This is a genomic window from Pseudomonas sp. PDM25 (genome assembly GCF_019219045.1).
Lineage (GTDB): Bacteria > Pseudomonadota > Gammaproteobacteria > Pseudomonadales > Pseudomonadaceae > Aquipseudomonas.
On record NZ_JAHUWL010000003.1, the window covers coordinates 460406 to 485563 of the forward strand.

Consider the following 25158-nt stretch of genomic DNA (forward strand, 5'->3'; position numbering starts at 1 on the left):
GGGATGAAAACGCGACTGTTGGCCGTTGTCTGCCTGATGCTGTCGATGCCGGTGTGGGCTCAGGAGGTGAAAATCGATATCAAAGAGTTCATGTTTGCGCCCAAGGATTTGAACGTGGCCGTGGGCACCAAAGTGACGTGGGTAAACGATGACCAGATCCCGCATACGGTGGCGGAAACCCATAAGGTGTTTCGCTCAGGGGCGCTGGATACGAATGACAGCTTTTCCTGGGTGTTCAACACGCCGGGGGAGTTTGAGTATTTTTGTGCGCTGCATCCGCAGATGATCGGGAAGATTGTGGTCAGCCAGTGATGTCGCAAGCAACTTGCGATAGATCGAGCTAAAGAAGCCCTAACCCCTGTGGGAGCGAGCAGGCTCGCTTCCACAGGGGGGCAGTGACGCGGTTGAGCAAACTCGGCACCACCGGTCGGCGGAAAAACAGGTAAGTCTCCATTGATCAGCTAGTCTCTGATGCGCGAACGCTCCCATGAGCGTATGATTCGCGACCCTTCGGCGATCCCTTTGCCCTAGACCCAGCTTTCAACTCTTCAGGTCCCTCACTTCAGAGCTGCCTGAACAGACCACACCGGGAGGTGCCCAGATGAGTATCAACGACCAGAAAGACGACCAGGAAATCGGCCCAGCAGGCGAAAAACTGCAGAAAGTCCTCGCCCGTATCGGCGTCGGCTCGCGCCGTGACGTAGAAGCCTGGATCAGCCACGGCCGCATCAAAGTCAATGGCAAAGACGCCACCCTCGGGCAGCGCGTCGACATGCACGACGCCATCACCATTGATGGCAAGGTGATCAAGCGCGAAGAAGCCGCCGAGTCGGTACGCCGCGTGATCATGTACAACAAGCCGGACGGCGAAATCTGCACCCGCCTCGATCCGGAAGGCCGTCCGACCGTTTTCGACAAGATGCCGCGCCCGAAAGAAGGTCGCTGGATCAACATCGGTCGTCTGGACATCAACACCACCGGTCTGCTGATGTTCACCACCGACGGTGAGCTGGCCAACCGCCTGATGCACCCTTCCTACGAGATGGACCGTGAATACGCGGTGCGTGTCCGTGGCGAAGTCGATGACGAGATGATCGAGCGTCTGAAAGCAGGCGTCGTCCTCGAAGACGGCCCGGCCAAGTTCACCGACATCAAGCAGGCGCCAGGTGGCGAAGGTTTCAACCACTGGTACCACTGCGTGGTGATGGAAGGTCGCAACCGCGAAGTCCGTCGTCTGTGGGAATCCCAGGGCCTGGTGGTCAGCCGTTTGAAGCGTGTGCGTTTCGGTCCGGTGTTCCTCAACTCCGACCTGCCGATGGGCCGCTGGCGCGAAATGAGCCAGTACGAAGTCGACATTCTGAGTGCTGAAGTCGGCTTGACCCCGGTGGCCATGCCGCAAATGAACGCCAAGAGCAAAGACAAGCTCGATCGCATGCAGCGTAAATCGTCGCGTCCGATGGGCAAGACCGAGCGCGTGCGTTCGTTGCGTCCAGCCATCGGTAACCAGAGCGCTGCTACGCCGCGTGATACCCGCGAACCGCATATCGAAGGCGAACGTCCAGCCCGCAAACCAGCAGCACCTCGTGCTGACGGCGAGCGCGGTCCACGCACGCCACGTCCGGCCAATGGTCGCACCGAACGCGGCGAAGGCCGCAGTGCGCCAAGCGGTGGTCGTAGCGATCGCGGTGCTCCAGCCGGTCGTGGCGAGTCTCGTGGTGAGTCGGGTCGCGGTACGCCCGTGGCAGACCGTCCTTCCGACACCAAGCGCCCGGCCAAGGCCCCGGCGAAGAAGCGTCCAGGCATCGTTCTGGTCGACAAGGACGCGCCATCGGGCAAACGCCGTGGTGCGCCAGCCGGTTCGGGCCAACGTCCGGGCTTCGGTCGTCGCAAGCCTGAGTAATCGGTAAGCGCCCCATAAAAAACGCCAACCTTCGGGTTGGCGTTTTTTTATGTCTGACTTTAAGTAAGGTGGTGACTGTTCGGGCCTCATCGCGAGCCGGCTCGCGATGAGGCCCGTAGCGGCACCGCCTACTTTGTGGCTAAAACACAAACCGCCCATCAAACACCGGCTCATCATCCAGCGCCAACACGCCGCTGGAAAAGATCAGGTCCAGATGATGGCTACCCTTCGCACCACCGCCCAATCCCAGATGCAGCCCGCAATGGCGTTCCTCGAACCCGGCATTGCGCGCATACAGCGTCTTCACGCCTTCGTTGGTGCCGATCCCCAGCTCCTCAATCCGTCGATTGGATGGATTGGCCTCCAGGTACTTGTTGAAGTCATGTTCCAGCCCCGGCACCTCGGTGGCGATTTTGCTGATGGTCGAATTCTCGATCCACAACTCCAGTGGCGACTCCAGCACCCCGTATTTGCGGGCAAATGGAATGGTGCTGAGAAAAGTCCCCATGAACTTGACCCTGCCGTTAATGGCCTCGCTGTGCGTGGCAATCTCACCCGGCGCCAGATCGAAGTTGCCGACACCGTTGATGTCGGTCCACTTCTTGATACTGCTCAACGGTGTTTCGAACCACGAGCCGTGATCATCTTTGAAACTTAACGTGGTGGCATGGGACATGCGCTGGATCAAGTGGCTGTTCAACCCGGCAATGCGCTGCGGGGTGACACTGAACGTGTCGTAGAAGTAATCGCCGTAATCCTTGAACAGCAGCGACTTCTTCCAGTTCTCGGCCATGACGCCTTGCAGCGCGCGGACAAATTCCGGGCCGTCGGGGCGCGGGTTGGGCAGGGTGGAAGAGTCGTAGAAGAAAATGTACAGATCGCTGTCGGCAATCGCCTGGGCCAGCAATTCCGTGGGCTCCAGATCCAGTCGCATTGCGCTGAAACTGAAGCGTGGGCTGGCACCGGCCTGTTCGGCGATGGCGCTCGTCAGTGCCTGATAATCAGCCGTGTGGCCGAGCAAGACCTTCGCCGGGTTGATGCCGACAAGGGCAGGGTGCTGTTCGAGGTAGTAAAGGAAATGCGAAATGGCGCGTTGCTTATCCATGTAGTCCTCCCTGACAAACCGAGAAAAAGTGGCAGGCACAACCGGCCGGATCGTGCCTGCCGGGATGACTTACAGAGGCCACATCGCTGTGCCGAACGGAACAACCGCATCGGCTTGCATCATTTCAACGGCGGCGTCATGGGTCGGTGCTTCAAACCAATCGTCCAGTTGCAGTTCAGTTTCCAAGTCTTTTTCAAGTGCTTGCATTGTGAATCTCCTAGATGACTTTTTCGGTAGGTGCTGCGGCGCGTTTTCAGTCATTGAATAACCCGCCAACTTGCTGATTGATGCGCCTCGGCAAGTCGCTGAAAACCTAGTTCACAGGTTTTTAAATTGCAAAAAAATAATCAAATAAGATTTGTTTGAACTTTTTGTTCTGTTTTTTATTAAGCAATTTGTTAATAAAAAACAGAAAACTAACTCGACCTTTTCCTTAGGAAGCTTCCTACCGTCAATTTGCAGTCAGGCTAACGTCAAATCTGATTCGGCAAATTTACGTTACGGCATGTAAAGAAATGCTGACGAAATAGAGCCTCAAAGCCCTTGGTTTGACGCTTGCGGAAGGGATGTAAGGAAAACCTTCCGCCCAGCAGCCATTTAACCTGCGCGCAGGGCTCTGGCCCGCTTGTTTCAGGCGCGGTTGAAGGGTGAGATGCGCCCCATGCCTGTCGTGCAGGTGCATAACAAGAAGGAGGCGCAATGTACGCCGTGACTCATTTCCACTTCTCTCCGAGGGGCGATTTTTCCGCCGTCCCCGTCGATGACCCGCAAAGGTCTGACTCAATTTTTGCAGCCGCCCGAGACCCTCGAGGCGGACACAGGCAATCCCGGCAAATGACACGCTGATCCAGCAGTGTCTGGCAGCAGGGGGTTACAGGTGTACAATGCGCCGCGTTTTAACTGTGACCTCCTGCGCATCTGCGCAAACCTCAAGGCTATCCGTCTTGTTCACTCCGCCGCGCCACAAGCGTGTCGGGTTCGATTTCGTCACAGATAAAAACAAACAGGTGACGCATGACCGTTGTAAAAACGCTGAACTCCTTTTGCCTTCGCTGGGGTTTGATCGGCGCTGCTTGAAATCGCAACCGAGCGGCAACGTCTAACGAACATCATCAAACCTTGCGTGAGACCCTTTTCATGAGTGGACAAAACTCGCATTCAGGCGAGCTGAAACGCGGCCTGAAAAATCGCCACATTCAACTGATCGCCCTCGGTGGCGCGATCGGTACCGGGCTGTTCCTCGGCTCGGCCGGCGTACTGAAATCCGCCGGCCCGTCGATGATCCTCGGCTACGCCATCTGCGGCTTCATTGCTTTCATGATCATGCGCCAGCTCGGCGAAATGATCGTCGAAGAGCCAGTCGCCGGTTCCTTCAGCCACTTCGCCCATAAATACTGGGGCGGTTTCGCCGGCTTCCTGTCGGGCTGGAACTGCTGGATTCTGTACATTCTGGTGGGCATGTCGGAGCTGACCGCAGTCGGTAAATACATCCACTACTGGGCGCCAGACATCCCGACCTGGGTCTCGGCAGCCGGCTTCTTCGTCTTGATCAACCTGATCAACCTGGCGAACGTCAAAGTCTTTGGTGAGGCCGAGTTCTGGTTTGCGATCATCAAGGTCGTGGCCATCGTCGGCATGATTGCGCTCGGCAGCTACCTGCTGGTCAGCGGCGATGGCGGCCCGCAAGCGTCGGTGACCAACCTGTGGGCCCACGGCGGCTTCTTCCCGAATGGTGTCAGCGGCCTGGTGATGGCCATGGCGATCATCATGTTCTCCTTCGGCGGCCTGGAAATGCTCGGTTTCACCGCCGCGGAAGCCGACAAGCCGAAGACCGTGATCCCGAAAGCCATCAACCAGGTGATCTACCGGATCCTGATTTTCTACATCGGTGCGTTGGTTATCCTGCTTTCGCTGACGCCATGGGACAGCCTGTTGGCGACCCTGAACGCGTCGGGTGATTCCTACAGCGGCAGCCCATTCGTGCAAGTGTTCTCGATGCTCGGCAGCGACACCGCTGCGCACATCCTCAACTTCGTGGTCCTGACCGCGGCGCTGTCGGTGTACAACAGTGGCACCTACTGCAACAGCCGCATGCTGCTGGGCATGGCCGAGCAGGGCGATGCGCCGAAAGCCTTGTCGAAGATCGACAAGCGCGGCGTACCAGTGCGGTCGATCCTTGCGTCGGCGGCGGTGACATTGATTGCCGTATTGCTGAACTACCTGATCCCGCAAAACGCGCTGGAACTGTTGATGTCGCTGGTGGTTGCCACCCTGGTGATCAACTGGGCGATGATCAGCTTCTCGCACTTCAAGTTCCGCCAGCACATGAACAAGACCAAACAGACACCGCTGTTCAAGGCCCTGTGGTACCCGTACGGGAACTACATCTGCCTGGCATTCGTGGTGTTCATTCTGGGCGTCATGCTGCTGATTCCGGGGATTCAGATCTCGGTGTATGCGATTCCGGTGTGGGTCGCGTTCATGTGGATTTGCTACGGCATCAAGAACAAGCGTCGTGACCGGCATGCGTTGCAAGCTGCGGGTTCCGTAGCGAAATAATGTAAGTACAGAAACAACAAACCCGGCCATGTGCCGGGTTTGTTGTTTTCGGGGTTTACACAAATCCCTTGTAGGAGTGAGCCTGCTCGCGATAGCGGTGTGTCAACATCTTAGTTTGCCTGACACACCGCTATCGCGAGCAGGCTCACTCCCACAGGGACCGCATTCTTTCAGTTCATTCGCGGTATCCTGAGCGTTCTGAACCCGGACGCTTTTCCATGCTGGTAATTTCCAACAACGTGCATCTGCCGGATGCCGAGATCGAATTGACCGCCATCCGCGCCCAAGGCGCCGGAGGGCAGAACGTCAACAAGGTCTCCAGCGCGGTGCACCTGCGTTTCGACATTCCGGCCTCGTCCTTGCCCGAGTTCTACAAGGAGCGGCTGCTGGCGCTGCGTGACAGTCGTATCACCAGCGAAGGGGTGTTGATCATCAAGGCCCAGCAATACCGCACGCAAGAAGCCAATCGCGCAGATGCGCTGGAGCGGCTGACCGAGTTGATCCTCAGTGCCACCAAGGTCGAAAAGAAACGTCGCCCGACCAAACCGACCCGCGGCTCGAAGAAGCGTCGGTTGGAGTCCAAGACCAAGCGCGGCAGCATCAAGGCCGGGCGTGGCAAGGTCGATTTTTAGCGCGCTGCTCGTTCTTCCCGGTACTTTTCATTGAGGTGCTTTGGCGCCTGCCGGTACAAGTAAACACTCAGTGCCAGACCGCTCAACGCGGCGAGCGCGGCGAACAGGAAAATCGAGGCAAAGCCAAAACCTGCCGCAATCGCACCCGCCACCGGCCCGGTGATCCCCAGCGACAAATCGATGAACAACGAATAAGCCCCGACTGCCGCGCCACGACTCGAGGCCGGTACCAGGTTGACCGCTTCCACCCCCAGCGCGGGGAATACCAGCGAGAAACCGAACCCGCTCAGTGCCGCACCGGCCAATGCCCAATGAGCGTCCGGCGCCAGCCACAGCAGCAGCAAGCCGAGCGTTTCCACCGACAGGCAGGCAATCGCCACGCGAAAGCCGCCGAGGCGGTTGATCAGGTTGCCGAACAGCAGCCGCGCACCGATGAAACTGGCACCGAACAGGCTCAGGCACAGCACCGCGTTGTCCCAGTGTTGCGTGGCGTAATAAAGGGTGATGAAGGTGGCGATGGTGCCAAAGCCGATCGAGCCCAGCGCCAGACCGCAACCATGTGGCAGTACACGCCCCAGCACATGCATGAACGGCAAACGCTCGCCGACCACAATCGGTGCGGCGGTTTTCGGCCAGGCCAGCACCAGGCCGAGGACGGCCAGCAACACGATGCTCACGCCCATGCTCCACAAGCCCAGCTGATTAACCAGCAGCACGCCCAGCGGTGCGCCGACTGCCAGTGCGCCATAACTGGCGATGCCGTTCCAGGAAATGACCTTGGCGGTGTTCGCCGCGCCGACCCGGCCGATGCCCCAGCCAATCGAGCCGGAGCCCACTAGGCTTTCCGCGCTGCCGAGTACCAGACGGCCGATCAACAGGCTGATCAGGCTCAAGGTCGGCAGGCTCTGCGTCCAGGCCGATATCAGCATGAACACGCCGCTCAAACCGCAGCCGGCGAGGCCGTACATCACGGCGAGTTTGCTGCCCTTGTTATCGATGATTTTCCCGGCATACGGACGGCTGAGCAGGGTGGCCAGGTATTGCACGCTGATCACCAGGCCGGCGATGACGGCGCCGAAGCCCAGATCGCTATGGACGTAGCCCGGTAACACGGCCAGGGGAATGCCGATATTCAGGTAGCCAATGAAGGTGAACAGGACGATGGAAACGACTTGCAGCGTGACCGCCAGGGGGCGCTGGTTTTCAGACATGGGTAAAGATCCACGGGGAAGCAGGATAGATAGGCTGCTTATGATAGCGGCGCGAACGGCTGCGGGTCGTGGAAAAAGTAAAACTATTTGCCGGAAGGGGATGAATCAGGGTTTGGTGGGTGCGACCAGATGCGTGGTGACCAGGGCGGCCAAGGCGTTTTCTTCGCTGCCGAAGCGGGCGAGCAGCGCAGCGCGTTTTTCGGGGGGCAGGCGATTCCAGATCTCGATCATCTTCTCGGTGGTGCCGATCAGGACGCTGGCTTGCTGAGCTTCGTCAAAAGTAGGGCTGAAGTCGTCGGTCATGGTGGGGCTCGGGGTTCAGGCGGTGTGGAAAGCGCATGTTAGCGCTTTCCACACGGTCTGGCATTGCAGGTGAATCAGTCTTCGCTGTCGGCCTTGCGGCGTTCAGTGGCTTCTTTCGGCTCGGGCTGTTGGGCACCGGCTTGTTGCGTGGGCGTCTGCTCAGTTTCGTGCAGGCTTGGGAAGGGGAGATTAGGGATCTCGTGCATATCGCGCTCCTCGCAAAGTCTGTTGATAGATCTGGTAGATCCGCGCTTTTAAAAAGCTTGGGGAGGATACAGCAGAAGAAATGACAAAAAGACTTTTATATCCAATTGTTGCGACGGATGGGATTGTCTAGACAGGTCTGCAAGAGGGAGCGACACAAAACAAATGTGGGAGCGGGCTTGCTCGCGAAGGCGGAGTGTCAGGCAACGATAATGTCGACTGACACTCCGCCTTCGCGAGCAAGCCCGCTCCCACCGGGGACTTGCGGTGCTTGGGGGTTATTTGCAGACTTCGGCGATTGCCTCGGCCAGCAAATCAAGGCGTGTGGCATCGATTCCGGCGACGTTTGCCCGACCAGTGCCCACCATGTAAACACTGTGATGATCGCGCAGTTGTTTGACCTGTTCCGGCGTCAAACCGGTGTAGGAAAACATCCCGCGCTGCACGCCGATGTGCGCAAAGCGCTCGCGCAAACCATGAGGCTCAAGCGCTTCAACCAAACCGCTGCGCAGTTGGGCGATACGCAAACGCATGGCTTCCACTTCGTCGGCCCAGAGGCTTTTCAGCTCTGGATCACCGAGGATGGTCGCTACCACAGCAGCGCCGTGATCCGGCGGTGTCGACCACAGGTTGCGGGCGATGTTGGCCAGTTGGCTGCGGATATCCACCAGCTTGTCAGCGGTTTTCGCGCAGACAATCAGCGCACCGGTACGGTCGCGGTACAGGCCGAAGTTCTTCGAGCAGGAACTGGTGATCAGCACTTCCGGCAAGGCGGCGGCGAACAACCGGGTCGACCAGGCGTCCTGTTCCAGGCCATCGCCGAAGCCTTGGTAGGCGAAATCGATCAGTGGCACCAGATCGCGACTGCGCACCACATCCAGTACCCGGCGCCAATCATCATGGGACAGATCGAAACCGGTCGGGTTATGGCAGCAAGCGTGCAGCAGCACCACATCGCCCTTCGGCGCTTCATTGAGTACTGCGAGCATCGCTTCGACGTCGAGGCGGTTATCGCTGCCGACATACGGGTAATGACTGACCTTGACTCCGGCTGCCGCGAAGATGGTTTCGTGGATCGGCCAGGTCGGGTTGCTCAGCCACACGCCACGGCCCGGCAGGCACTGGGCGATAAAATCGGCGCTCAAGCGCAGCGCGCCGGTGCCGCCCGGCGTTTGCGTCGCGCCCGTCCGTTGTTCGGTGATCAACGGAGAATCGGCCCCCAGCACCAACTCAACGATGGCCTTGCCGAACGCCGATTCACCGTGGCCACCGATGTAGGTCTTGGTGGTCTGACGATCCACCAGGCGTTGCTCGGCGAGCTTCACGGACTGGGGGATCGGTGTCAGGCCCTGGGCATCTTTATAGACGCCCACGCCGAGGTCGAATTTGCGCGGGTTGGGGTCCTGCGCATAGGCCTCCATCAGGCCGAGAATCGGGTCGCCGGGTACTCGTCCGATGGCGTCGAAATGCATTATTTGCGGCCCTCGGCGTCCTTGGCCACTTCGTCAGTGCGCGCGGCCATGATGAAATCGTTGCGATGCAGGCCCTTGATGGAATGGCTCCACCAGGTCACGGTGACTTTGCCCCACTCGGTCAGCAGGCCTGGGTGGTGACCTTCAGCCTCGGAGATTTCACCGACGGCGTTGGTGAACGCCAGTGCGTGCTTGAAGTTCTTGAACAGGAAAACTTTTTCCAACTGCATCACGCCGTCGCGCACTTCGATGTTCCAGTCGGGAATCTGCTTGATCAGTACCGGCAGTTCTTCGTCGCTGACTTGAGGGGCATCGGCGCGGCAGGCTTCGCAATGGGCTTGGTTCAATGTGGACATGATGGGTTCCTGAAATCGAATTATTGGAAATCGGCCGTCAGTGTCACCACGCTAAACCAAAGCGTCGGTTCCTGACAGGCTCACTTGATTCTAAAAGCTGCGGATCACGCGGCCTTTGGCGGAAATTTTGGTGTGTGCAAGCCCAGCTGCATGCCTTGCTTGACCATGCCCATGATGTCTTCGTGGGCGAGATCGAACAGGCGCTTGAGGTTCGGCAGGACAAAGTACAGCGGTTGCAGGATGTCGATGCGGTACGGCGTGCGCATGCATTCCAGCGGATCGAAGGTCTGATGCTCAGGTTCGTCCGACAGGCAGTAAACGGTTTCTTTCGGCGAGGAGAGAATGCCGCCGCCGTAGATGCGCAGGCCTTCAGCTGTATCGACCAGGCCGAACTCGATGGTCATCCAGTACAGACGCGCCAGGTAAACGCGTTCTTCCTTGGAAGCCTGTAGGCCGAGTTTGCCGTAGGTGTGGGTGAATTCGGCAAACCAGGGGTTGGTCAGCAGTGGGCAGTGGCCAAAGATCTCGTGGAAAATGTCCGGCTCTTGCAGGTAATCCAGCTCTTCGCGGGTACGAATAAACGTCGCCACCGGGAACTGCTTGTTGGCGAGCAATTCGAAAAAAGTCTGGAAGGGGATCAGTGCGGGTACCCGGGCAACCTGCCACCCGGTGGTTTCACCGAGGACCTTGTTGATCTCACCGAGTTGCGGAATGCGGTCGTGGGGCAGACCGAGTTTTTCGATACCGTCCAGGTATTCCTGGCACGCACGACCCTCGATCACTTTCAGTTGGCGAGTAATCAGCGTGTTCCACACCGCGTGTTCTTCGGCGGGGTAGTCGATAAAACCTTGCGCATCGGGCTCGCGAGCCACGTATTGCGTCTGCTTCATGCTGCTCTCCTGCTAGGGGATTTCGTTCTTGTTATGTCCTGCTATGGACCTAGAAATACCTCAAGAAATGCAGTGTTGCAGCACGCGAGTTGCACCGTTCGTAGGGAATTTCGTCGATTTTCGTAAAGTATTCGTTACGGATTGGCCGCAATGGCGCAGGGATTGAGATTTGCGGGTTTGAAATGGCTTGCAGGTGTCACATAATCTTGACGACTATCTTCACGCTTGACAGAAAAATCTGCCGGGCGCGTTCAATTGAGCGCTGCGATTCCCGTGTGGGAGTGAGCCTGCTCGCGATAGCGGTGTGTCAGCCAGCATAAATGTCCACTGACACACCGCTATCGCGAGCAGGCTCGCTCCCACAGGGAATGCGCACAGGTACTGATCTCATTTATCGTTTTTCGGGCCATTTATATGCGTATCAAAGTCCACTGCCAGAACCGCATCGGCATTCTGCGCGACATTCTCAACCTGCTGGTGGAGTACGGGATCAACGTCGCACGCGGCGAGGTCGGCGGTGAGCATGGCAACGCGATCTACCTGCATTGCCCGAACCTGATCAACATTCAGTTTCAGGCATTGCGTCCGAAATTCGAATCGATTGCCGGGGTGTTCGGTGTCAAGCGTGTAGGACTGATGCCCAGCGAGCGTCGGCACATGGAGCTCAATGCCTTGCTTGGTGCGCTGGAGTTTCCGGTGCTGTCGATCGACATGGGTGGCTCGATCGTCGCGGCCAACCGTGCGGCGGCACAGTTGCTTGGCGTGCGGGTAGATGAGGTGCCGGGGATTCCGCTGTCGCGTTACGCCGAGGATTTCGACTTGCCGGAACTGGTGCGCGCCAACAAGTCGCGGATCAACGGCTTGCGGGTGAAGGTGAAGGGCGACGTGTTTCTCGCCGATATTGCGCCACTGCAATCAGAGCATGACGACAGCGAAGCCATGGCTGGCGCGGTGCTCACGCTGCACCGCGCCGACCGGGTCGGTGAGCGCATCTATAACGTGCGCAAGCAGGAGCTGCGAGGTTTCGACAGCATTTTCCAAAGCTCGAAGGTGATGGCCGCGGTGGTGCGCGAAGCCCGACGCATGGCGCCGCTGGATGCGCCGCTATTAATAGAAGGTGAAACCGGTACGGGTAAAGAGTTGTTGGCGCGCGCCTGCCACCTGGCAAGTCCGCGGGGGCAGTCACCGTTGATGGCGCTCAACTGCGCCGGCCTGCCGGAATCCATGGCGGAGACGGAGCTGTTCGGCTACGGCCCCGGCGCTTTCGAAGGGGCGCGGGCCGAAGGCAAACTCGGTCTGCTGGAGCTGACGGCGGGCGGTACGCTGTTTCTCGATGGTGTCGGGGAAATGAGCCCGCGCTTGCAGGTGAAATTGCTGCGTTTCCTGCAGGACGGTTGCTTCCGTCGTGTGGGCAGCGATGAAGAGGTTTATCTGGATGTGCGGGTGATTTGTGCGACGCAGGTCGACCTGTCCGAATTGTGCGCGCGGGGTGAGTTTCGCCAGGATCTGTATCACCGCTTGAACGTGCTTTCACTGCACATCCCGCCACTGCGCGAATGCCTCGACGGTTTGACGCCGCTGGTCGAACACTTCCTCGATCAAGCCAGTCGACAGATCGGTTGCCCGCTGCCGAAACTGGCGCCGGCGGCGATGGAACGGCTCAGTCACTACCATTGGCCGGGCAATGTCCGGCAATTGGAAAACGTGTTGTTCCAGGCGGTTTCCTTGTGTGAGGGCGGGACCGTCAAGGCTGAACATATTCGCCTGCCGGACTACGGCGTGCGTCAGCCGCTTGGCGATTTCTCGCTCGAGGGCGGGTTGGATGAGATTGTCGGGCGTTTCGAGAAAGCGGTGCTTGAGCGTTTGTATTCCGAACACCCGAGCAGTCGCCAACTGGGCAAGCGGCTGGGGGTTTCGCATACGACCATTGCCAATAAGTTGCGTGAGTATGAAGTTGGCAAGACTGAGTCTTAGCCGATAGCTGTTTTACCTGTGATGGACCTTTCGCGAGCAAGCCCGCTCCCACATTTGATCGAGTCGAACACAAATTAAAGGTGGGAGCGGGCTTGCTCGCGAAGACGGTAGTCCAGTCAACCTCAAGGTCAGCCCTTGCCACTTACCGGCATAACACCGCCGGTTTTTCGTCTTTGACACAATCCTCCAATCCCTCCTGAACCCCTCAAGTCCTTTGTTTGCCGGGCCCTGCGCCGCCAGAAAAAAGTTGGTCTGCAAATTGCTTATCGCTCAGCAGTACAGCGGTGGACGGCAAACGTCCGGCATGCAGAGGAAAGAGTGTGGACAAGTACCTTTATGTGGCAATGACCGGCGCCAGCCAGAATGCACTGGCGCAGAAGGCTCATGCGAACAACCTGGCGAACATCTCCACCAACGGTTTCCAGAAAGACCTGGAACAGGCGCGTTCGATTCCGGTGTTCGGCGACAGCTTTCCGGCGCGTGCGTTTGCCCTGTCCGAACGTCCGGCCACCGATTTCTCCCCTGGCGCATTGGTGGAAACCGGTCGCGACCTTGATGTCGCGGTGCAAGGCAATGGCTGGATCGCCGTGCAGAACCCTGATGGCGGCGAAAGCTACGTGCGCACCGGCAGCCTGAACGTCGACGCCCTGGGCGTGCTGCGGGCCGGCAACGGTATGCCGGTGATGGGCAATGGCGGGCCGATTGCCGTGCCGCCCGAGCAGCAAATCGAAGTGGGTGAGGACGGCACCATCAGCATTCGTGCGATGGGCGAAGGTCCGCGCGTGATGGCGGAAGTCGACCGCATCAAACTGGTCAGCCCGGACTTCAAGAACATGACCAAAGGCCTGGACGGTTCGATTCACACCAAGGACGGCAAGCCTGCGCAAGCCGATGCCAACGTCAAACTGGTGTCCGGTTTCCTTGAGTCGAGCAACGTCAACGCCGTGGAAGAGATGACTTCGGTGCTGGCCCTGGCCAAGCAGTTCGAGCTGCACATCAAGATGATGAACACCGCCAAAGACGATGACCAGGCCATGGCTCGGGTCTTGCAGATCAGCTAATTATCAGAACGTCGCGCCGTAAAACAGGCGCACGAGGAGAATCGAATGCTTCCGGCTCTATGGGTTGCCAAAACAGGTCTGTCCGCCCAGGACACCAACCTGACGACCATTTCCAACAACCTGGCCAACGTGTCGACCACGGGTTTCAAACGTGACCGCGCCGAGTTCCAGGACTTGCTCTACCAGATCAAACGCCAGCCAGGCGCCCAGTCGACCCAGGACAGTGAGCTGCCGTCGGGTCTGCAAGTGGGTACCGGTGTGCGCATCGTCGGCACCCAGAAAAACTTCACCGCCGGCAGCCTGCAAACCACCGAACAGCCGTTGGACATGGCCATCGACGGTCGCGGTTTCTTCCAGATTCTGCAGCCGGACGGCACGACTTCCTACACCCGTGACGGTACGTTCCACCTGGACTCCAACGGTCAGATCGTGAACGCCAGCGGCTTCGCCCTGGAACCGGCCATCGTCATCCCGAACGATGCCCAGACCTTCACGGTCGGTCGCGACGGCACCGTGTCCATCACCGTTGCCGGCAACCCGGCCTCCCAGGTGATCGGCAACCTGCAAACCGCCGATTTCATCAACCCGGCCGGTCTGCAGGCTGTGGGCAACAACCTGTTCCTGGAAACCGCTGCCAGCGGCGCGCCGCAAGTCGGCACCCCGGGCCTGGCCGGTTTCGGCACCACGCTGCAGAACACTCTGGAAACCTCGAACGTCAGCACCGTTGAAGAGATGGTCAACATGATCACCACTCAGCGCGCTTACGAGATGAACTCCAAGGTGATCTCCACCGCCGACCAGATGCTCTCGTTCGTAACGCAGAATCTGTAATCAAGTCTATGAGGCGGCCATGAGGTCGCCTGCAACACCGTGAGGTAGGGTCATGAATCGCTATGTATCTGTTCTGGCACTGAGTGGGATCGCCGCGCTTTCGGGTTGCGTCGGACCGACGCCCAAGCCCAATGACCCTTACTACGCCCCGGTGTTACCGCGCACGCCGCTGCCGGCAGCGGCCAATAACGGCTCGATCTACCAGGCCGGTTTCGAACAGAACCTGTACAGCGACCGCAAGGCGTTCCGGGTCGGTGACATCATCACCATCACCTTGAACGAGAAGACCCAGGCCAGCAAAAACGCCAATTCCCAGGTCGGCAAGACCAGCAAGACCAGCATTGGCCTGTCCTCATTGTTCGGCAGTACACCCAACACGAATAACCCGCTCGGCAGCGGTGACCTGAGTCTGGAAGCCGCTTACAGCGGCGACCGCGCGACCAAGGGTGACAGCAAGGCCGGCCAGGGCAACAGCCTCACTGGCTCGATCACGGTGACCGTTGCCGACGTGTTGCCCAACGGCATTATCGCCGTGCGCGGCGAGAAGTGGATGACCCTCAATACCGGTGATGAACTGGTGCGGATTGCAGGGCTGGTTCGCGCCGATGACATCGCGACGGACAACACCGTTTCGTCGACCCGTATCGCCGATGCACGCATCACCTATTCGGGCACCGGTTCGTTTGCCGATGCGAGTCAGCCAGGCTGGTTCGACCGTTTCTTCCTCAGCCCGCTGTTCCCTTTCTAGGTGGCCACGTTGAATTTCAAAAGCCTCATGGTGGCTGCTCTGATGCTGTCCGCGGCCTTCAACGCTCAAGCCGAGCGGCTGAAGGATATCGCCAGTATTTCCGGCGTGCGTTCCAACCAATTGATCGGCTACGGCCTGGTGGTCGGACTTAACGGCACCGGTGACCAGACGACGCAAACCCCCTTCACCCTGCAGACCTTCAACAACATGCTCTCGCAGTTCGGCATCAAGGTGCCGCCGGGTTCGGGCAACGTGCAATTGAAGAACGTCGCGGCGGTGTCGATCAGTGCTGATTTGCCGGCGTTCGCCAAGCCGGGTCAACAGGTCGACATCACTGTATCGTCCATCGGTAACTCCAAGAGCCTGCGCGGCGGCACCTTGCTGCTGACGCCGCTCAAGGGTATCGATGGCAACGTCTATGCGGTCGCTCAGGGCAACCTGGTGGTCGGCGGTTTCGACGCCGAAGGTCGTGACGGCTCGAAGATTACCGTCAACGTTCCGTCGGCCGGTCGTATCCCGGGTGGTGCGTCGGTTGAGCGTTCGGTGCCGAGCGGTTTCAACCAGGGCAACAGCCTGACGCTGAACCTCAACCGTTCGGACTTCACCACAGCCAAGCGCATCGTCGACAAGATCAACGACATGCTCGGTCCTGGCGTTGCCCAGGCCATCGACGGCGGTTCGATTCGCGTCAGTGCGCCGCTTGATCCGAGTCAGCGCGTCGACTATTTGTCGATCATCGAGAACCTTGAAGTCGACCCGGGTCAGGCGGTGGCGAAAGTCATCATCAACTCGCGGACCGGCACCATCGTGATCGGCCAGAACGTCAAGGTTTCCCCGGCTGCCGTGACCCACGGCAGCCTGACCGTGACCATCACCGAAGACCCGATCGTCAGCCAGCCCGGCCCTCTGTCCAATGGGCAGACGGCGGTCGTGCCGCGCTCGCGGGTCAACGCCCAGCAGGAAGCCAAGCCGATGTTCAAGTTCGGCCCGGGCACCACCCTTGACGAAATCGTGCGTGCGGTGAATCAGGTCGGCGCGGCGCCTGGTGACTTGATGGCCATCCTTGAAGCACTGAAACAGGCCGGTGCGCTGCAAGCCGACCTGATCGTGATTTGAGGACGGCGACCATGGATATGCGCAAGGGCGGATTGGGGGTCAGCAGCAACGATTCGGGTTCCTATTCGGACCTCAATCGCTTGAACCAGCTCAAGGTCGGCGACAAGAACAGCGACGGCAACATGCGCAAGGTGGCGCAGGAATTCGAGTCGCTGTTCCTCGGTGAAATGCTCAAGTCCATGCGCTCGGCCACTGAAACGTTGGGCCAGGACAATCCGCTCAACACGCCGGCAGCCAAGCAATACCAGGAAATGTACGACCAGCAGTTGGCCGTTTCCATGTCCCGTGAGGGTGGCGGTATTGGTCTGGCTGACGTGCTGATGCGTCAGATGTCGAAGAACAAGCCGATGGCCCCGGGCGAGGCCGCTGCCGCGTCAGCCGCCAAGCAAGCTGCCGCGAAAGCCGCCGTGGAAACCCCGATAGCCGCCGGTACGGTCGCCACCAACGGGCCGCTGTCGCGCCTCAATGGCGAGCGTCCGTTGTGGGCTTCGCGCTCGGTGAAATCGGCCAGTGCGGGCGAGGGCACTCATCGCAATGATATGGCGCTGATCAATCAGCGACGCCTGGCGCTGCCGCCGAAACTGGCGGACCGCTTGCTCGCAGGGCTGGTGCCGTCGGCATCGACCCCTGCCGCGACCGCCACGACGGCGCAGAACAGCATCCAAATGCCGCAGAGCACCAAGACCGGTGCCGGCCCCCTGTACAACGGCGATTGGCTGGCTTCGCAAACGGATGCGACATCCAGCGGGCGCCTGCAGATTTATGGCCGTGCCATGGCTCAGATACCGCTGGCGCCGGCGAAGAAAGCGTTCAGTTCCGCCGACGAATTCGTCAGCACCATGTTGCCGATGGCCAAAGAGGCCGCCGAACGCATTGGGGTCGATCCGCGTTACCTGGTGGCGCAGGCCGCCCTGGAAACCGGATGGGGCAAATCGGTCATGCGCGCCCAGGATGGCAGCAGCAGTCACAACCTGTTCGGCATCAAGGCCAGCAGCAGTTGGAAGGGCGAATCGGCGCGGGCAATCACCAGCGAATTCAGGAATGGCGAGATGGTCAAGGAGACAGCGCAGTTCCGTTCCTATGACTCTTACAAGGACAGTTTTCATGACCTTGTGACGCTGCTGCAAACCAACAATCGCTATCAAGATGTCGTGAAGTCGGCCGATAACCCAGAACAGTTTGTGCGCGAGTTGCAAAAGGCCGGTTACGCAACCGACCCGGACTACGCGAGCAAGATTTCGCAGATAGCCAAGCAGATGACGAGTTACCAGAACTACGCTGCGGCGGGCGCTTCCACCACGCCTTTATAGGCACAAGGATTAAGGTCTGAACCATGAGTTTGCTCAATATCGGGATGTCGGGGCTGTCAGCCAGCCAATCGTCGTTGATGACGACGGGTAACAACATCGCCAACGTCGATACCGCGGGTTACTCGCGTCAGCAGACCGTGCAGGGAACCAAAGCCTCGCAGCAGTTCGGCAATGTCTACATCGGTACCGGCACGACTCTGGCCGACGTACGTCGGGTGTACAACAGCTACCTTGACGCCCAACTGCAGACCACCACGTCGCTCAACAGTGATTCGGCCGCGTACCTGGGGCAGGTCACGCCGCTGGACAAACTGCTGTCGGACACCAGCACCGGCCTCAATGGCGCACTGACCAAGTTCTTTGCCTCGGTGCAGAACGTCAACGCCAAGCCGGGTGACGACGCTTCACGCCAGTTGCTGCTCAGCGATGCCCAGGCCTTGAGCAATCGTTTCAATTCAGTGTCCAGCCAGTTGAACGAGCAGAACGCGAACATCAATGGCAACCTGACGAACATGGCCGATCAGGTCAACAAACTGGCCGCCACCGTGGCGCAGTTGAACCAGAAGATTTCCGAGATTTCCAGCTCTGGTGGCATGCCGAACGAGCTGCTCGACGCCCGTAACGAGACCGTACGCCAGCTTTCGACCTTTACCGGCGCGCAGATCGTCGAGCGTGAAGGTAACGTCGATATCTACTTGGGCAGCGGCCAGCCGCTGGTCATGGGCAACACCGTCAACAAACTCGAAGTCGTGCCGGGCAAAGACGACCCGAACCGCTTGTCGCTGCAACTCAATCGTGGTTCGAGCACCATCGATATCACGTCGATCATGACCGGTGGCGAAATCGGCGGTTTGCTGCGCTATCGCAGCACCGTGCTTGACCCGGCCATGAACGAACTGGGTCGCGTCGCCCTGGTCGTCGCCGATCAGATGAACAGCATTCAGGCCCAGGGCATCGACAAGAACGGTGACTTCGGTTCGAACCTGTTCAACAGCATCAACAGTGCCGCGCAGATGGCTCAGCGCAGCATCGCTTCGGGCAATAACAGTGTCGGTTCCGGCAACTTCGCTGTCAGCATCGAAGACACTGGCAAGCTGACCATCAACGATTACAAGGTGACATTCACCAGTCCTACCGACTACACCGTGCAGCGCCTGCCGGACAACACTGGCGTGGGCAGCTTCAGCACGCTGACCACGCCACCGCCGGTGATCGACGGTTTTTCGATGACGCTCGGCGGCACTGCCGCCGCTGGTGATACCTTCAAGATCACCCCGACCCGCAATGCGGCCGCCAACATCAAGACCGAGATGACCGACTCCAAACGTCTGGCCATCGCGGCACCGTTGGGCGCGGCAATTGCAGCGAGCGGCAGTGGCAGCGGCACCCTGACGATCCCGGCCAGCGGCCAACCGACCCTGACCACTAAATTCGATATCTACGACGCGGCGACCACCACCGCGATGCAGAACGGCCTGAAAAATTCCACGCCGACCAAGGTGGTATTTGGTGCGGTGTCCGCCGACGGCACCAGCCAGACCTACCAGTTCCTGGATGCCAAGGGCGGGTTGATCAGCAGCGGCACCATCAAGCCAGGTGAGAGCAACACCCTGAACCTGAACATTCCGCTCAAGGATGCCACGGGGGCGCCGATCCCGCCTGCGCCTGCCACTCAGTACACCGCGACCTTCAGCATGACCTTCGCCGGTGCCCCGAGCAGCGGCGCGGCAATTAACGTCTCGCTCAGTCAGCCGGGCAGCCTGGATAACCGTAACGGCACCACACTGGCCGGCTTGCAGACCGCGCAGACCGTGGACACCGGCTCCGCCAGCAAAGGTATTTCCCTGAACGACGCGTACGGCAAACTGGTCGAAGGCGTTGGCTCCAAGGCCGCCCAAGGCAAGCTCGACAGCGCCGCGACCTCAGCCATTCTGGCGAACGCCAAAGGTGCGCGCGACTCGCTTTCGGGTGTCGACCTCGATGAGGAAACCGGCAACCTGGTCAAGTATCAGCAGTACTACACCGCCTCTTCGCAGATCATCAAGGCTGCGCAGGAAATCTTCAGCACACTGATCAACAGCATTTAAGGAGTCGTAGCCCATGCGCATTTCTACCGCCCAGTTTTACGAGTCCTCGGCTGCCAATTACCAGAAGAACTTCGCCAACGTGGTCAAGAGCAGCGAAGAGGCCAGCAGCCTGGTTCGCGTCAACACGGCCGCCGATGATCCGGTCGGCGCTTCGCGCTTGCTGCAATTGGGGCAGCAGGCTTCGATGCTCGATCAGTTCTCGAACAACATGACAACGATCAAAGCCACGCTTGGCCAGACTGAAGCGGTCATGACCAGCATCGGCAACGTGCTGCAACGCGCCAAGGAACTGGCCCTGGGTGCCGGTAACGCCGGTTATACCGATTCTGACCGTCAGGCCAACGCTTCGGAGCTCAGCCAGATCGAAGAGCAGCTGTTGAGCCTGATGAACTCCAAGGACGAAAACGGCAAATACATTTTCTCCGGTTCCAAGGGCGATACCGTTCCGTTCTCGCGCAATACCGACGGCACCTACAGCTATAACGGTGATCAGGTCACGCTGGACCTGCCGATTGGCGATACCCAGTCGATGGCCACCAACAGCACCGGTTGGGCTGTGTTCCAGCAAGCCATCAACACCAGTCGCACGCAGTCCACCATGACCTCGCCCACGCCGCTCGTCGATGGTGGTCGTGTGGTGCTGTCCAATGGTCAGGTGAATTCGGACGTGACCTATAACGCCAAATTCCGCGGTGGCGAGCCCTACACTGTGAATTTCCTCAGCCCTACGCAATTGGAAATCCGGGATTCGCTGGGTAATGACGTCACGTCCGAGGCTTCTGGCAATGGCGTGTTCAGCTCCACCGGGGGGGCCGCCACACAGACGATCAATTTCCGTGGCGTTGATCTGAAGTTGAACATCAACCTGAAGTCCGGTGACGTTCCGGCGACCGTATTTCCGGCGCCCCCGTCCCCCAATGCCTACAGCTTTACCCTGGCGGCCAAGCCGGACAGCTTCAATGCGTCCCGTGCCCCAGGCAACCTGTCTACCGAAGTCGTCACCAATACGAGCATCACCAACAGTGCCGCCTACCACGCCAGCTTTCCGGAAGGCGAGGCGATTCTCAAGTTCACCAGCCCCACGGCTTTCGACTTGTATGCCGCGCCTCTGACCGCGAACAGCAAGCCGGTTTCCAGCGGCGTTCTGGCGGGCAACGTCGCCACCGCATCGGGTGTCGCCTTCACGCTGAGCGGCGTACCGGCGCCGTCGATGCTTGCCGGTGACCAGTTCTCTGTCTCGGTCAACACTCACCAGACGCAGAACATTCTGGACACCGTCAACCAGCTGAAAACCGCGCTGTCGACGCCGACCAACAACGATCCGCTGGCCATTCAAAAACTCAACGCAGCCATTGGTTCGGGCATCGGCAACCTGACCAGCGGCATTGACCAGTTGACCTCCAGCATCAGTTCCGTGGGTGGTCGCGGTTCGTCGCTGACGACTCAGACCGATATCAACCAGAGCCTGGTGCTGGCCAATACGCAGACCCAGGGGGCGATCCGTGATTCGGACCCGGCCACGGTGATGACCCGCCTGACCTTGCAGCAAACCATGTTGCAGGCCTCACAACTGGCGTTCAGCAAAATCGCTCAGTTGGGGTTGTTCAACAAAGTCTGAGTCAAGGCCTTCGCGCTATGGGCACGAAGGTTCAAAACACCCGAGTGCAAACCGTCATTTTTCAGCGGTTCAGGGCTGCTCCACTCGTTCCAGAGTGAGCGCCCGCCGCTCGCGAGTTCCCCTGTCGTGAAACCAACTCCTCTTGTCAGCATCGCCATTCCCGCCTACAACCCGCTTTACTTTCAGGCAGCGCTGCAAAGCGCTCTGAATCAGACCTATGCATCGCTTGAAGTGATCGTGTGTGACGACAGCGACAGCGACGAAATCCATGCACTGGTCCAGGCCTGCACAGTGCCGCAAACCGTGACATTGCGTTATGTGCGCAATGAACAACGCTTGGGGTTCAAGGGAAATCTGATGGCCTGCGCCGAGCAGGCGACGGGGGAGTACCTCAAGCTTCTCTGTGATGACGATCAACTGCTGCCTGAGAGCATTGCCCGTCAGGTGCAGGGTTTCATTGACCATGACGACGTGAATCTGGTGATTGCGTTGCGTCAGTATTGCGACGGCGATTACCTTCTGCTTCCCGAGCGTCTGGAGAACTCCAGCTTTGTCTCGGGAGATACGCTGTTCAAGGGTGAAGACCTGCTGGATGTGCTGGAAAGCACGGCCCTGAACTTTCTCAGCAATTTGAGCGGTGCGCTGATGCGTACTCATCAGGTGCTGGAGTATTTGCCCGCGTTGACCCAGGTCGGCGAAGGGTTTGTCGCCCGTCTCGATTTCGCCTTGTTTGTCTGCCTGTTGCGTCGTGGCAATCTGGCGGTAATGGGCCAGGTGCTCAGCTTCGAACGCTTGCACCCGGCGCGCATGAGCAATCAACTGGAGGTCGAGCAGGCCGTGGCGGTCGAGCTTGGTTGGCTGACCCAAATGCTGGCGGTGCGCAGCGGCGAACCGGCACCAGCGCCGGGGCATGTGCGCTATATCGATCTGGCCAGTGCCGCCCTCGGTGAACCGTATGACTGGGAGGAAATGGCCCTGAGTCGTTCGCTGGGCTTTACCGCGACCTTGATCCGTTCACGGGTCGGTGAAAACTGTGACAGCTTTGCTGATGTGTATCAGCAATGGCTGGCCTGTCGCACCCTGAACCCCGCCCAGCAGCGCCTGTTGCCCACGCGCCTTGCCTCGTGGGCATGGCAGCCGCGAATTGTGCCGGTGGTGATTGATGCCGACGCTGACGATGCGGCATTGGGCGTCACACTGGAGAGCATCGAACGGCAGGTCTATGCCGCCGAAAGGGTGTTGGTGCTCTCAGGTGAAAATCGCGCCAGTGCCCTTGCCGGTAATGTGATTCGTGTGGCCCTGCAAGGCGACGGGTTTGAGCAACTCAATGGCCTGATGCAGACCGACAGTGCGCACTGGTTCTATCTTCTGCGGGCCGGTGATCGCCTGAATGAACTGGCCTTGCTGCTTCTGGCCGAGCGGATGGTCGAGAGTGCCGACGCGCTGTGTATCTATAGCGATGAAGGTGGCTTGCGCAATGACGTGTCGGTCGAGCCGATCTTCAAGTCCGATTTCAATCTGGACCTGCTGCGCAGTTATCCCTATGTCGGGCGGACACTGGCCATCCAGCGTCAAGGCTTTGTGGCCGCGGGTGGTTTCACCCCGGATTTCGCTGAACTCAGCCCCCATGATCTGGTTTGGCGGCTCGTTGAAAACCATGGCGCGCATGTCATCGAGCATGTCGCCCAAGTACTGGTCGAGTCCTCGTTCGGCCTGTCGCAATGGCTCGCTCTGCCGCAGGTTATCGAGCAAAACTCCCGTGTACTGACGGCGCACCTTGATCGTATCGGTGCGGCACACGAGGTGCGGCCGGGCAACGTGCCGCTCATCAATCGAATTGACTACCAGCATGGCGTTCAGCCGCTGGTGTCCATTGTGGTAGTGGCCCAGGATCAGCTCGGTCGGCTTGAACGTTGTATCGAAAGTGTGCTGGAACACACGGCCTATGCTCACTACGAATTGTTGATCGTCGACAACGCCAGCACCTCGATCGAGGCGCGGGACTGGCTGGCCGCCATGTCGCAAATGAGTGGCGAAAAACTGCGCGTGTTGCATTGCGATTACCCCGATAACCCGGCAGCGGCGCAGAACTTCGCTGTTGCTCAGGCGCGCGGCGAGTATGTGCTGTTGCTCAGCCCGGACAGCCTGATCGTCAATCGTGACTGGCTTGGGGAGCTGCTGAATCACGGCTTGCGTCCGGAGGTGGGCGTCGTCGGTGGGCGAATGGTCAGCCCTCAGGGGCGTATCGAAGGTTCTGCCCTGGTGCTGGGGATGCGCGGCCCTGTCGGCGTGCCTTGGCGCGGTGAGGTGATGACCACTCCAGGGTATATGCAGCGCCAGCAGGCGGTGCAGAATTTGAGTGCTGTGAGAACCGAGTGCCTGCTGGTCCGCAAGCAAGTGTTCGATGAGCTTCGGGGGTTTGACGAGCAGGCCTTTTCCCAAAGACTCGGCGGCCCTGACTTCTGTCTACGTGTCAGGCAGAAGGGGTATCTGGTGGTCTGGACGCCGTATGCCGAGTCGGTCCACGTGGCTGCCGAGGCGGAGAGCGGGCCGGTGGTGTCAGAGCTGCTGGCTGAGCAGAAGCGGTTTTATCAGCGCTGGCTGCCGATCATCGCAAGAGATCCGGCGTACAACGTCAACCTGAGCCTCAACACCAATAACTTCAGCCTTGAACCGGGTTTCAGGAGCGACTGGAATCCGTTCGCCCGTCACATGCTGCCACGGGTGCTGGCGATTCCGATCAATGAGACTGCAGTGGGTCATTACCGCGTCACCCAACCGTTTCTCGAGCTGGAAGCCGCGGGTCAAGTGCTCGGTAATCTATCATTCCATACGCCTTCGGACATTGAGCTGGAACGCCAGTCACCCGACGTCATCATTCTGCAAGGGCGCTACAGTGAGGGCGCAGTGAATGAAGTGGAGCGGGTCAGGAACAGCTCCAAGGCTTTCCGGATCTTCGAGCTCGATGACTATGTCATCGATGTGCCCAAGAAAAATGCTCACGTGCGCAAGGCCATTGTCGGTGTTGAACAGATCGTGCGGCGCGCAATAGGGTTGTGTGATCGGGTGGTGGTGTCGACCCAGCCGCTGGCTGACACCCTCCAAGGCATGCATGACGATATTCGCGTGGTGCCGAACATGCTCGCTCCGCATCTGTGGACCGGTCTGAGCAGCCAGCGACGTACGTCGCGCAAACCGAGGGTAGGTTGGGGTGGGGGGACCAGTCACGATGGCGATCTGGCGATCATTGCCGATGTCGTTCGCCTGCTGGCGGATGAAGTGGAGTGGGTGTTTTTCGGCATGTGCCCACCGGCACTCAAGCCTTTCGTGCATGAATTCCATCCCGCCGTTGGCCTGCAGGCTTACCCAGGCAAACTGGCGAGCCTGAACCTTGACCTGGCTTTGGCGCCGTTGGAATTTCACATCTTCAACGACTGCAAGAGCAACTTGCGCCTGCTGGAATATGGCGCGTGCGGTTATCCGGTGATCTGTACGGACACAGAGGCTTATCGCGGTTACCTGCCGTGTACCAAGGTGGTGAGCAACAGTACCGAGGAATGGCTTGAGGCAATCCGTATGCACCTGGCTGACCCGGGCGCGAGTTACCGCATGGGTGACGCGCTGCGCGAGGAAGTGCTGCGTGATTACATGCTGCGGGGCAATAACCTGAATTACTGGGCCGAGGCTTGGTTGCCGAACTGATCCACGGGGTCTATTGCGATCGGGTACATATCCGTTACCGCTAAAACGGATATACACCCAAGCTCAGACCCCGCCCCTC

The 25158-nt window shown here is 59.2% G+C and carries 21 protein-coding genes; 13 read left to right on the forward strand and 8 right to left on the reverse strand.

From position 1 onward, the window contains the following. The first annotated feature begins 3 nt into the window (after positions 1–3). Positions 4–312, forward strand: a complete 309-nt coding sequence (locus KW848_RS07610; RefSeq protein WP_111451841.1) for a cupredoxin family copper-binding protein — start codon at positions 4–6, stop codon at positions 310–312. 289 nt (positions 313–601) lie between these two features. Next, positions 602–1900 (forward strand): 23S rRNA pseudouridine(2605) synthase RluB, encoded by a 1299-nt coding sequence (gene rluB, locus KW848_RS07615; RefSeq protein WP_111451842.1) that lies wholly within the window; start codon positions 602–604, stop codon positions 1898–1900. A gap of 139 nt (positions 1901–2039) precedes the next feature. Here the strand turns inward: rluB and KW848_RS07620 are convergent, their stop codons facing one another. Together KW848_RS07620 and KW848_RS07625 are read right to left on the reverse strand one after the other, a co-directional pair. Beyond that, positions 2040–3005, reverse strand: coding sequence for a leucyl aminopeptidase (locus KW848_RS07620; protein ID WP_218536463.1), 966 nt, complete (start codon positions 3003–3005; stop codon positions 2040–2042). 69 nt (positions 3006–3074) lie between these two features. Further along, a complete protein-coding gene (locus KW848_RS07625; protein ID WP_008156111.1) occupies positions 3075–3212 on the reverse strand; it encodes a hypothetical protein in 138 nt (45 codons plus the stop codon). 930 nt (positions 3213–4142) lie between these two features. Between KW848_RS07625 and KW848_RS07630 the strand changes: the two genes are divergently transcribed. Both KW848_RS07630 and arfB read left to right on the forward strand, forming a co-directional pair. After that, positions 4143–5564, forward strand: a complete 1422-nt coding sequence (locus KW848_RS07630) for an amino acid permease (protein WP_218536464.1) — start codon at positions 4143–4145, stop codon at positions 5562–5564. A gap of 218 nt (positions 5565–5782) precedes the next feature. Continuing rightward, positions 5783–6196: an alternative ribosome rescue aminoacyl-tRNA hydrolase ArfB gene (gene arfB, locus KW848_RS07635; protein WP_218536465.1), complete on the forward strand. Its 414-nt coding sequence runs from the start codon at positions 5783–5785 to the stop codon at positions 6194–6196. Here the strand turns inward: arfB and KW848_RS07640 are convergent. The 6 genes from KW848_RS07640 to phhA form a co-directional block, all read right to left on the reverse strand. Next, positions 6193–7407 carry an MFS transporter gene (locus KW848_RS07640; protein WP_218536466.1) on the reverse strand — a complete coding sequence of 405 codons (1215 nt, stop codon included), beginning with the start codon at positions 7405–7407 and terminating at the stop codon, positions 6193–6195. The two genes, arfB and KW848_RS07640, sit on opposite strands and share 4 nt — an antisense overlap. 105 nt (positions 7408–7512) lie before the next feature. After that, positions 7513–7710: a hypothetical protein gene (locus tag KW848_RS07645; RefSeq protein WP_218536467.1), complete on the reverse strand. Its 198-nt coding sequence runs from the start codon at positions 7708–7710 to the stop codon at positions 7513–7515. Between the two features lie 74 nt (positions 7711–7784). Next, positions 7785–7916 carry a hypothetical protein gene (locus KW848_RS31735; RefSeq protein WP_008156098.1) on the reverse strand — a complete coding sequence of 44 codons (132 nt, stop codon included), beginning with the start codon at positions 7914–7916 and terminating at the stop codon, positions 7785–7787. A 276-nt stretch (positions 7917–8192) separates the two neighbouring features. Continuing rightward, positions 8193–9386, reverse strand: coding sequence for an amino acid aminotransferase (locus KW848_RS07650; protein WP_111451848.1), 1194 nt, complete (start codon positions 9384–9386; stop codon positions 8193–8195). After that, complete coding sequence (locus KW848_RS07655; protein WP_060541364.1) at positions 9386–9742, reverse strand: 4a-hydroxytetrahydrobiopterin dehydratase; 357 nt, start codon at positions 9740–9742, stop codon at positions 9386–9388. The genes KW848_RS07650 and KW848_RS07655 overlap by 1 nt, the downstream gene beginning before the upstream one ends. 104 nt (positions 9743–9846) lie before the next feature. After that, entirely contained in the window at positions 9847–10632 is a 786-nt protein-coding gene (gene phhA / locus KW848_RS07660) for a phenylalanine 4-monooxygenase (RefSeq protein ID WP_111451849.1), read from the reverse strand. Positions 10633–11046: 414 nt separating this feature from the next. Between phhA and KW848_RS07665 the strand changes: the two genes are divergently transcribed. The 9 genes from KW848_RS07665 (at position 11047) to KW848_RS07705 (ending at position 25079) form a co-directional block, all read left to right on the forward strand. Beyond that, the gene (locus KW848_RS07665) at positions 11047–12606 is read left to right on the forward strand and encodes a sigma-54-dependent transcriptional regulator (RefSeq protein ID WP_111451850.1); all 1560 of its coding nucleotides are present in this window, start codon (positions 11047–11049) and stop codon (positions 12604–12606) included. Positions 12607–12926: 320 nt separating this feature from the next. After that, positions 12927–13667 carry a flagellar basal body rod protein FlgF gene (locus KW848_RS07670; RefSeq protein WP_218536468.1) on the forward strand — a complete coding sequence of 247 codons (741 nt, stop codon included), beginning with the start codon at positions 12927–12929 and terminating at the stop codon, positions 13665–13667. A 45-nt stretch (positions 13668–13712) separates the two neighbouring features. Next, positions 13713–14498 (forward strand): flagellar basal-body rod protein FlgG, encoded by a 786-nt coding sequence (gene flgG, locus KW848_RS07675; protein ID WP_008011001.1) that lies wholly within the window; start codon positions 13713–13715, stop codon positions 14496–14498. 52 nt (positions 14499–14550) lie between these two features. Further along, entirely contained in the window at positions 14551–15246 is a 696-nt protein-coding gene (flgH, locus tag KW848_RS07680) for a flagellar basal body L-ring protein FlgH (RefSeq protein WP_218536469.1), read from the forward strand. A gap of 27 nt (positions 15247–15273) precedes the next feature. Further along, positions 15274–16362: a flagellar basal body P-ring protein FlgI gene (locus KW848_RS07685; RefSeq protein ID WP_111451853.1), complete on the forward strand. Its 1089-nt coding sequence runs from the start codon at positions 15274–15276 to the stop codon at positions 16360–16362. 11 nt (positions 16363–16373) lie between these two features. Beyond that, on the forward strand, positions 16374–17672 hold the full coding sequence (flgJ, locus tag KW848_RS07690; protein WP_218536470.1) for a flagellar assembly peptidoglycan hydrolase FlgJ: 1299 nt from the start codon (positions 16374–16376) through the stop codon (positions 17670–17672). A gap of 23 nt (positions 17673–17695) precedes the next feature. Further along, positions 17696–19759 (forward strand): flagellar hook-associated protein FlgK, encoded by a 2064-nt coding sequence (flgK, locus tag KW848_RS07695; RefSeq protein WP_218536471.1) that lies wholly within the window; start codon positions 17696–17698, stop codon positions 19757–19759. Positions 19760–19772: 13 nt separating this feature from the next. After that, positions 19773–21377 (forward strand): flagellar hook-associated protein 3, encoded by a 1605-nt coding sequence (locus KW848_RS07700; RefSeq protein ID WP_218536472.1) that lies wholly within the window; start codon positions 19773–19775, stop codon positions 21375–21377. A 126-nt stretch (positions 21378–21503) separates the two neighbouring features. Then, entirely contained in the window at positions 21504–25079 is a 3576-nt protein-coding gene (locus KW848_RS07705; protein WP_218536473.1) for a glycosyltransferase, read from the forward strand. Positions 25080–25158 lie beyond the last annotated feature (79 nt).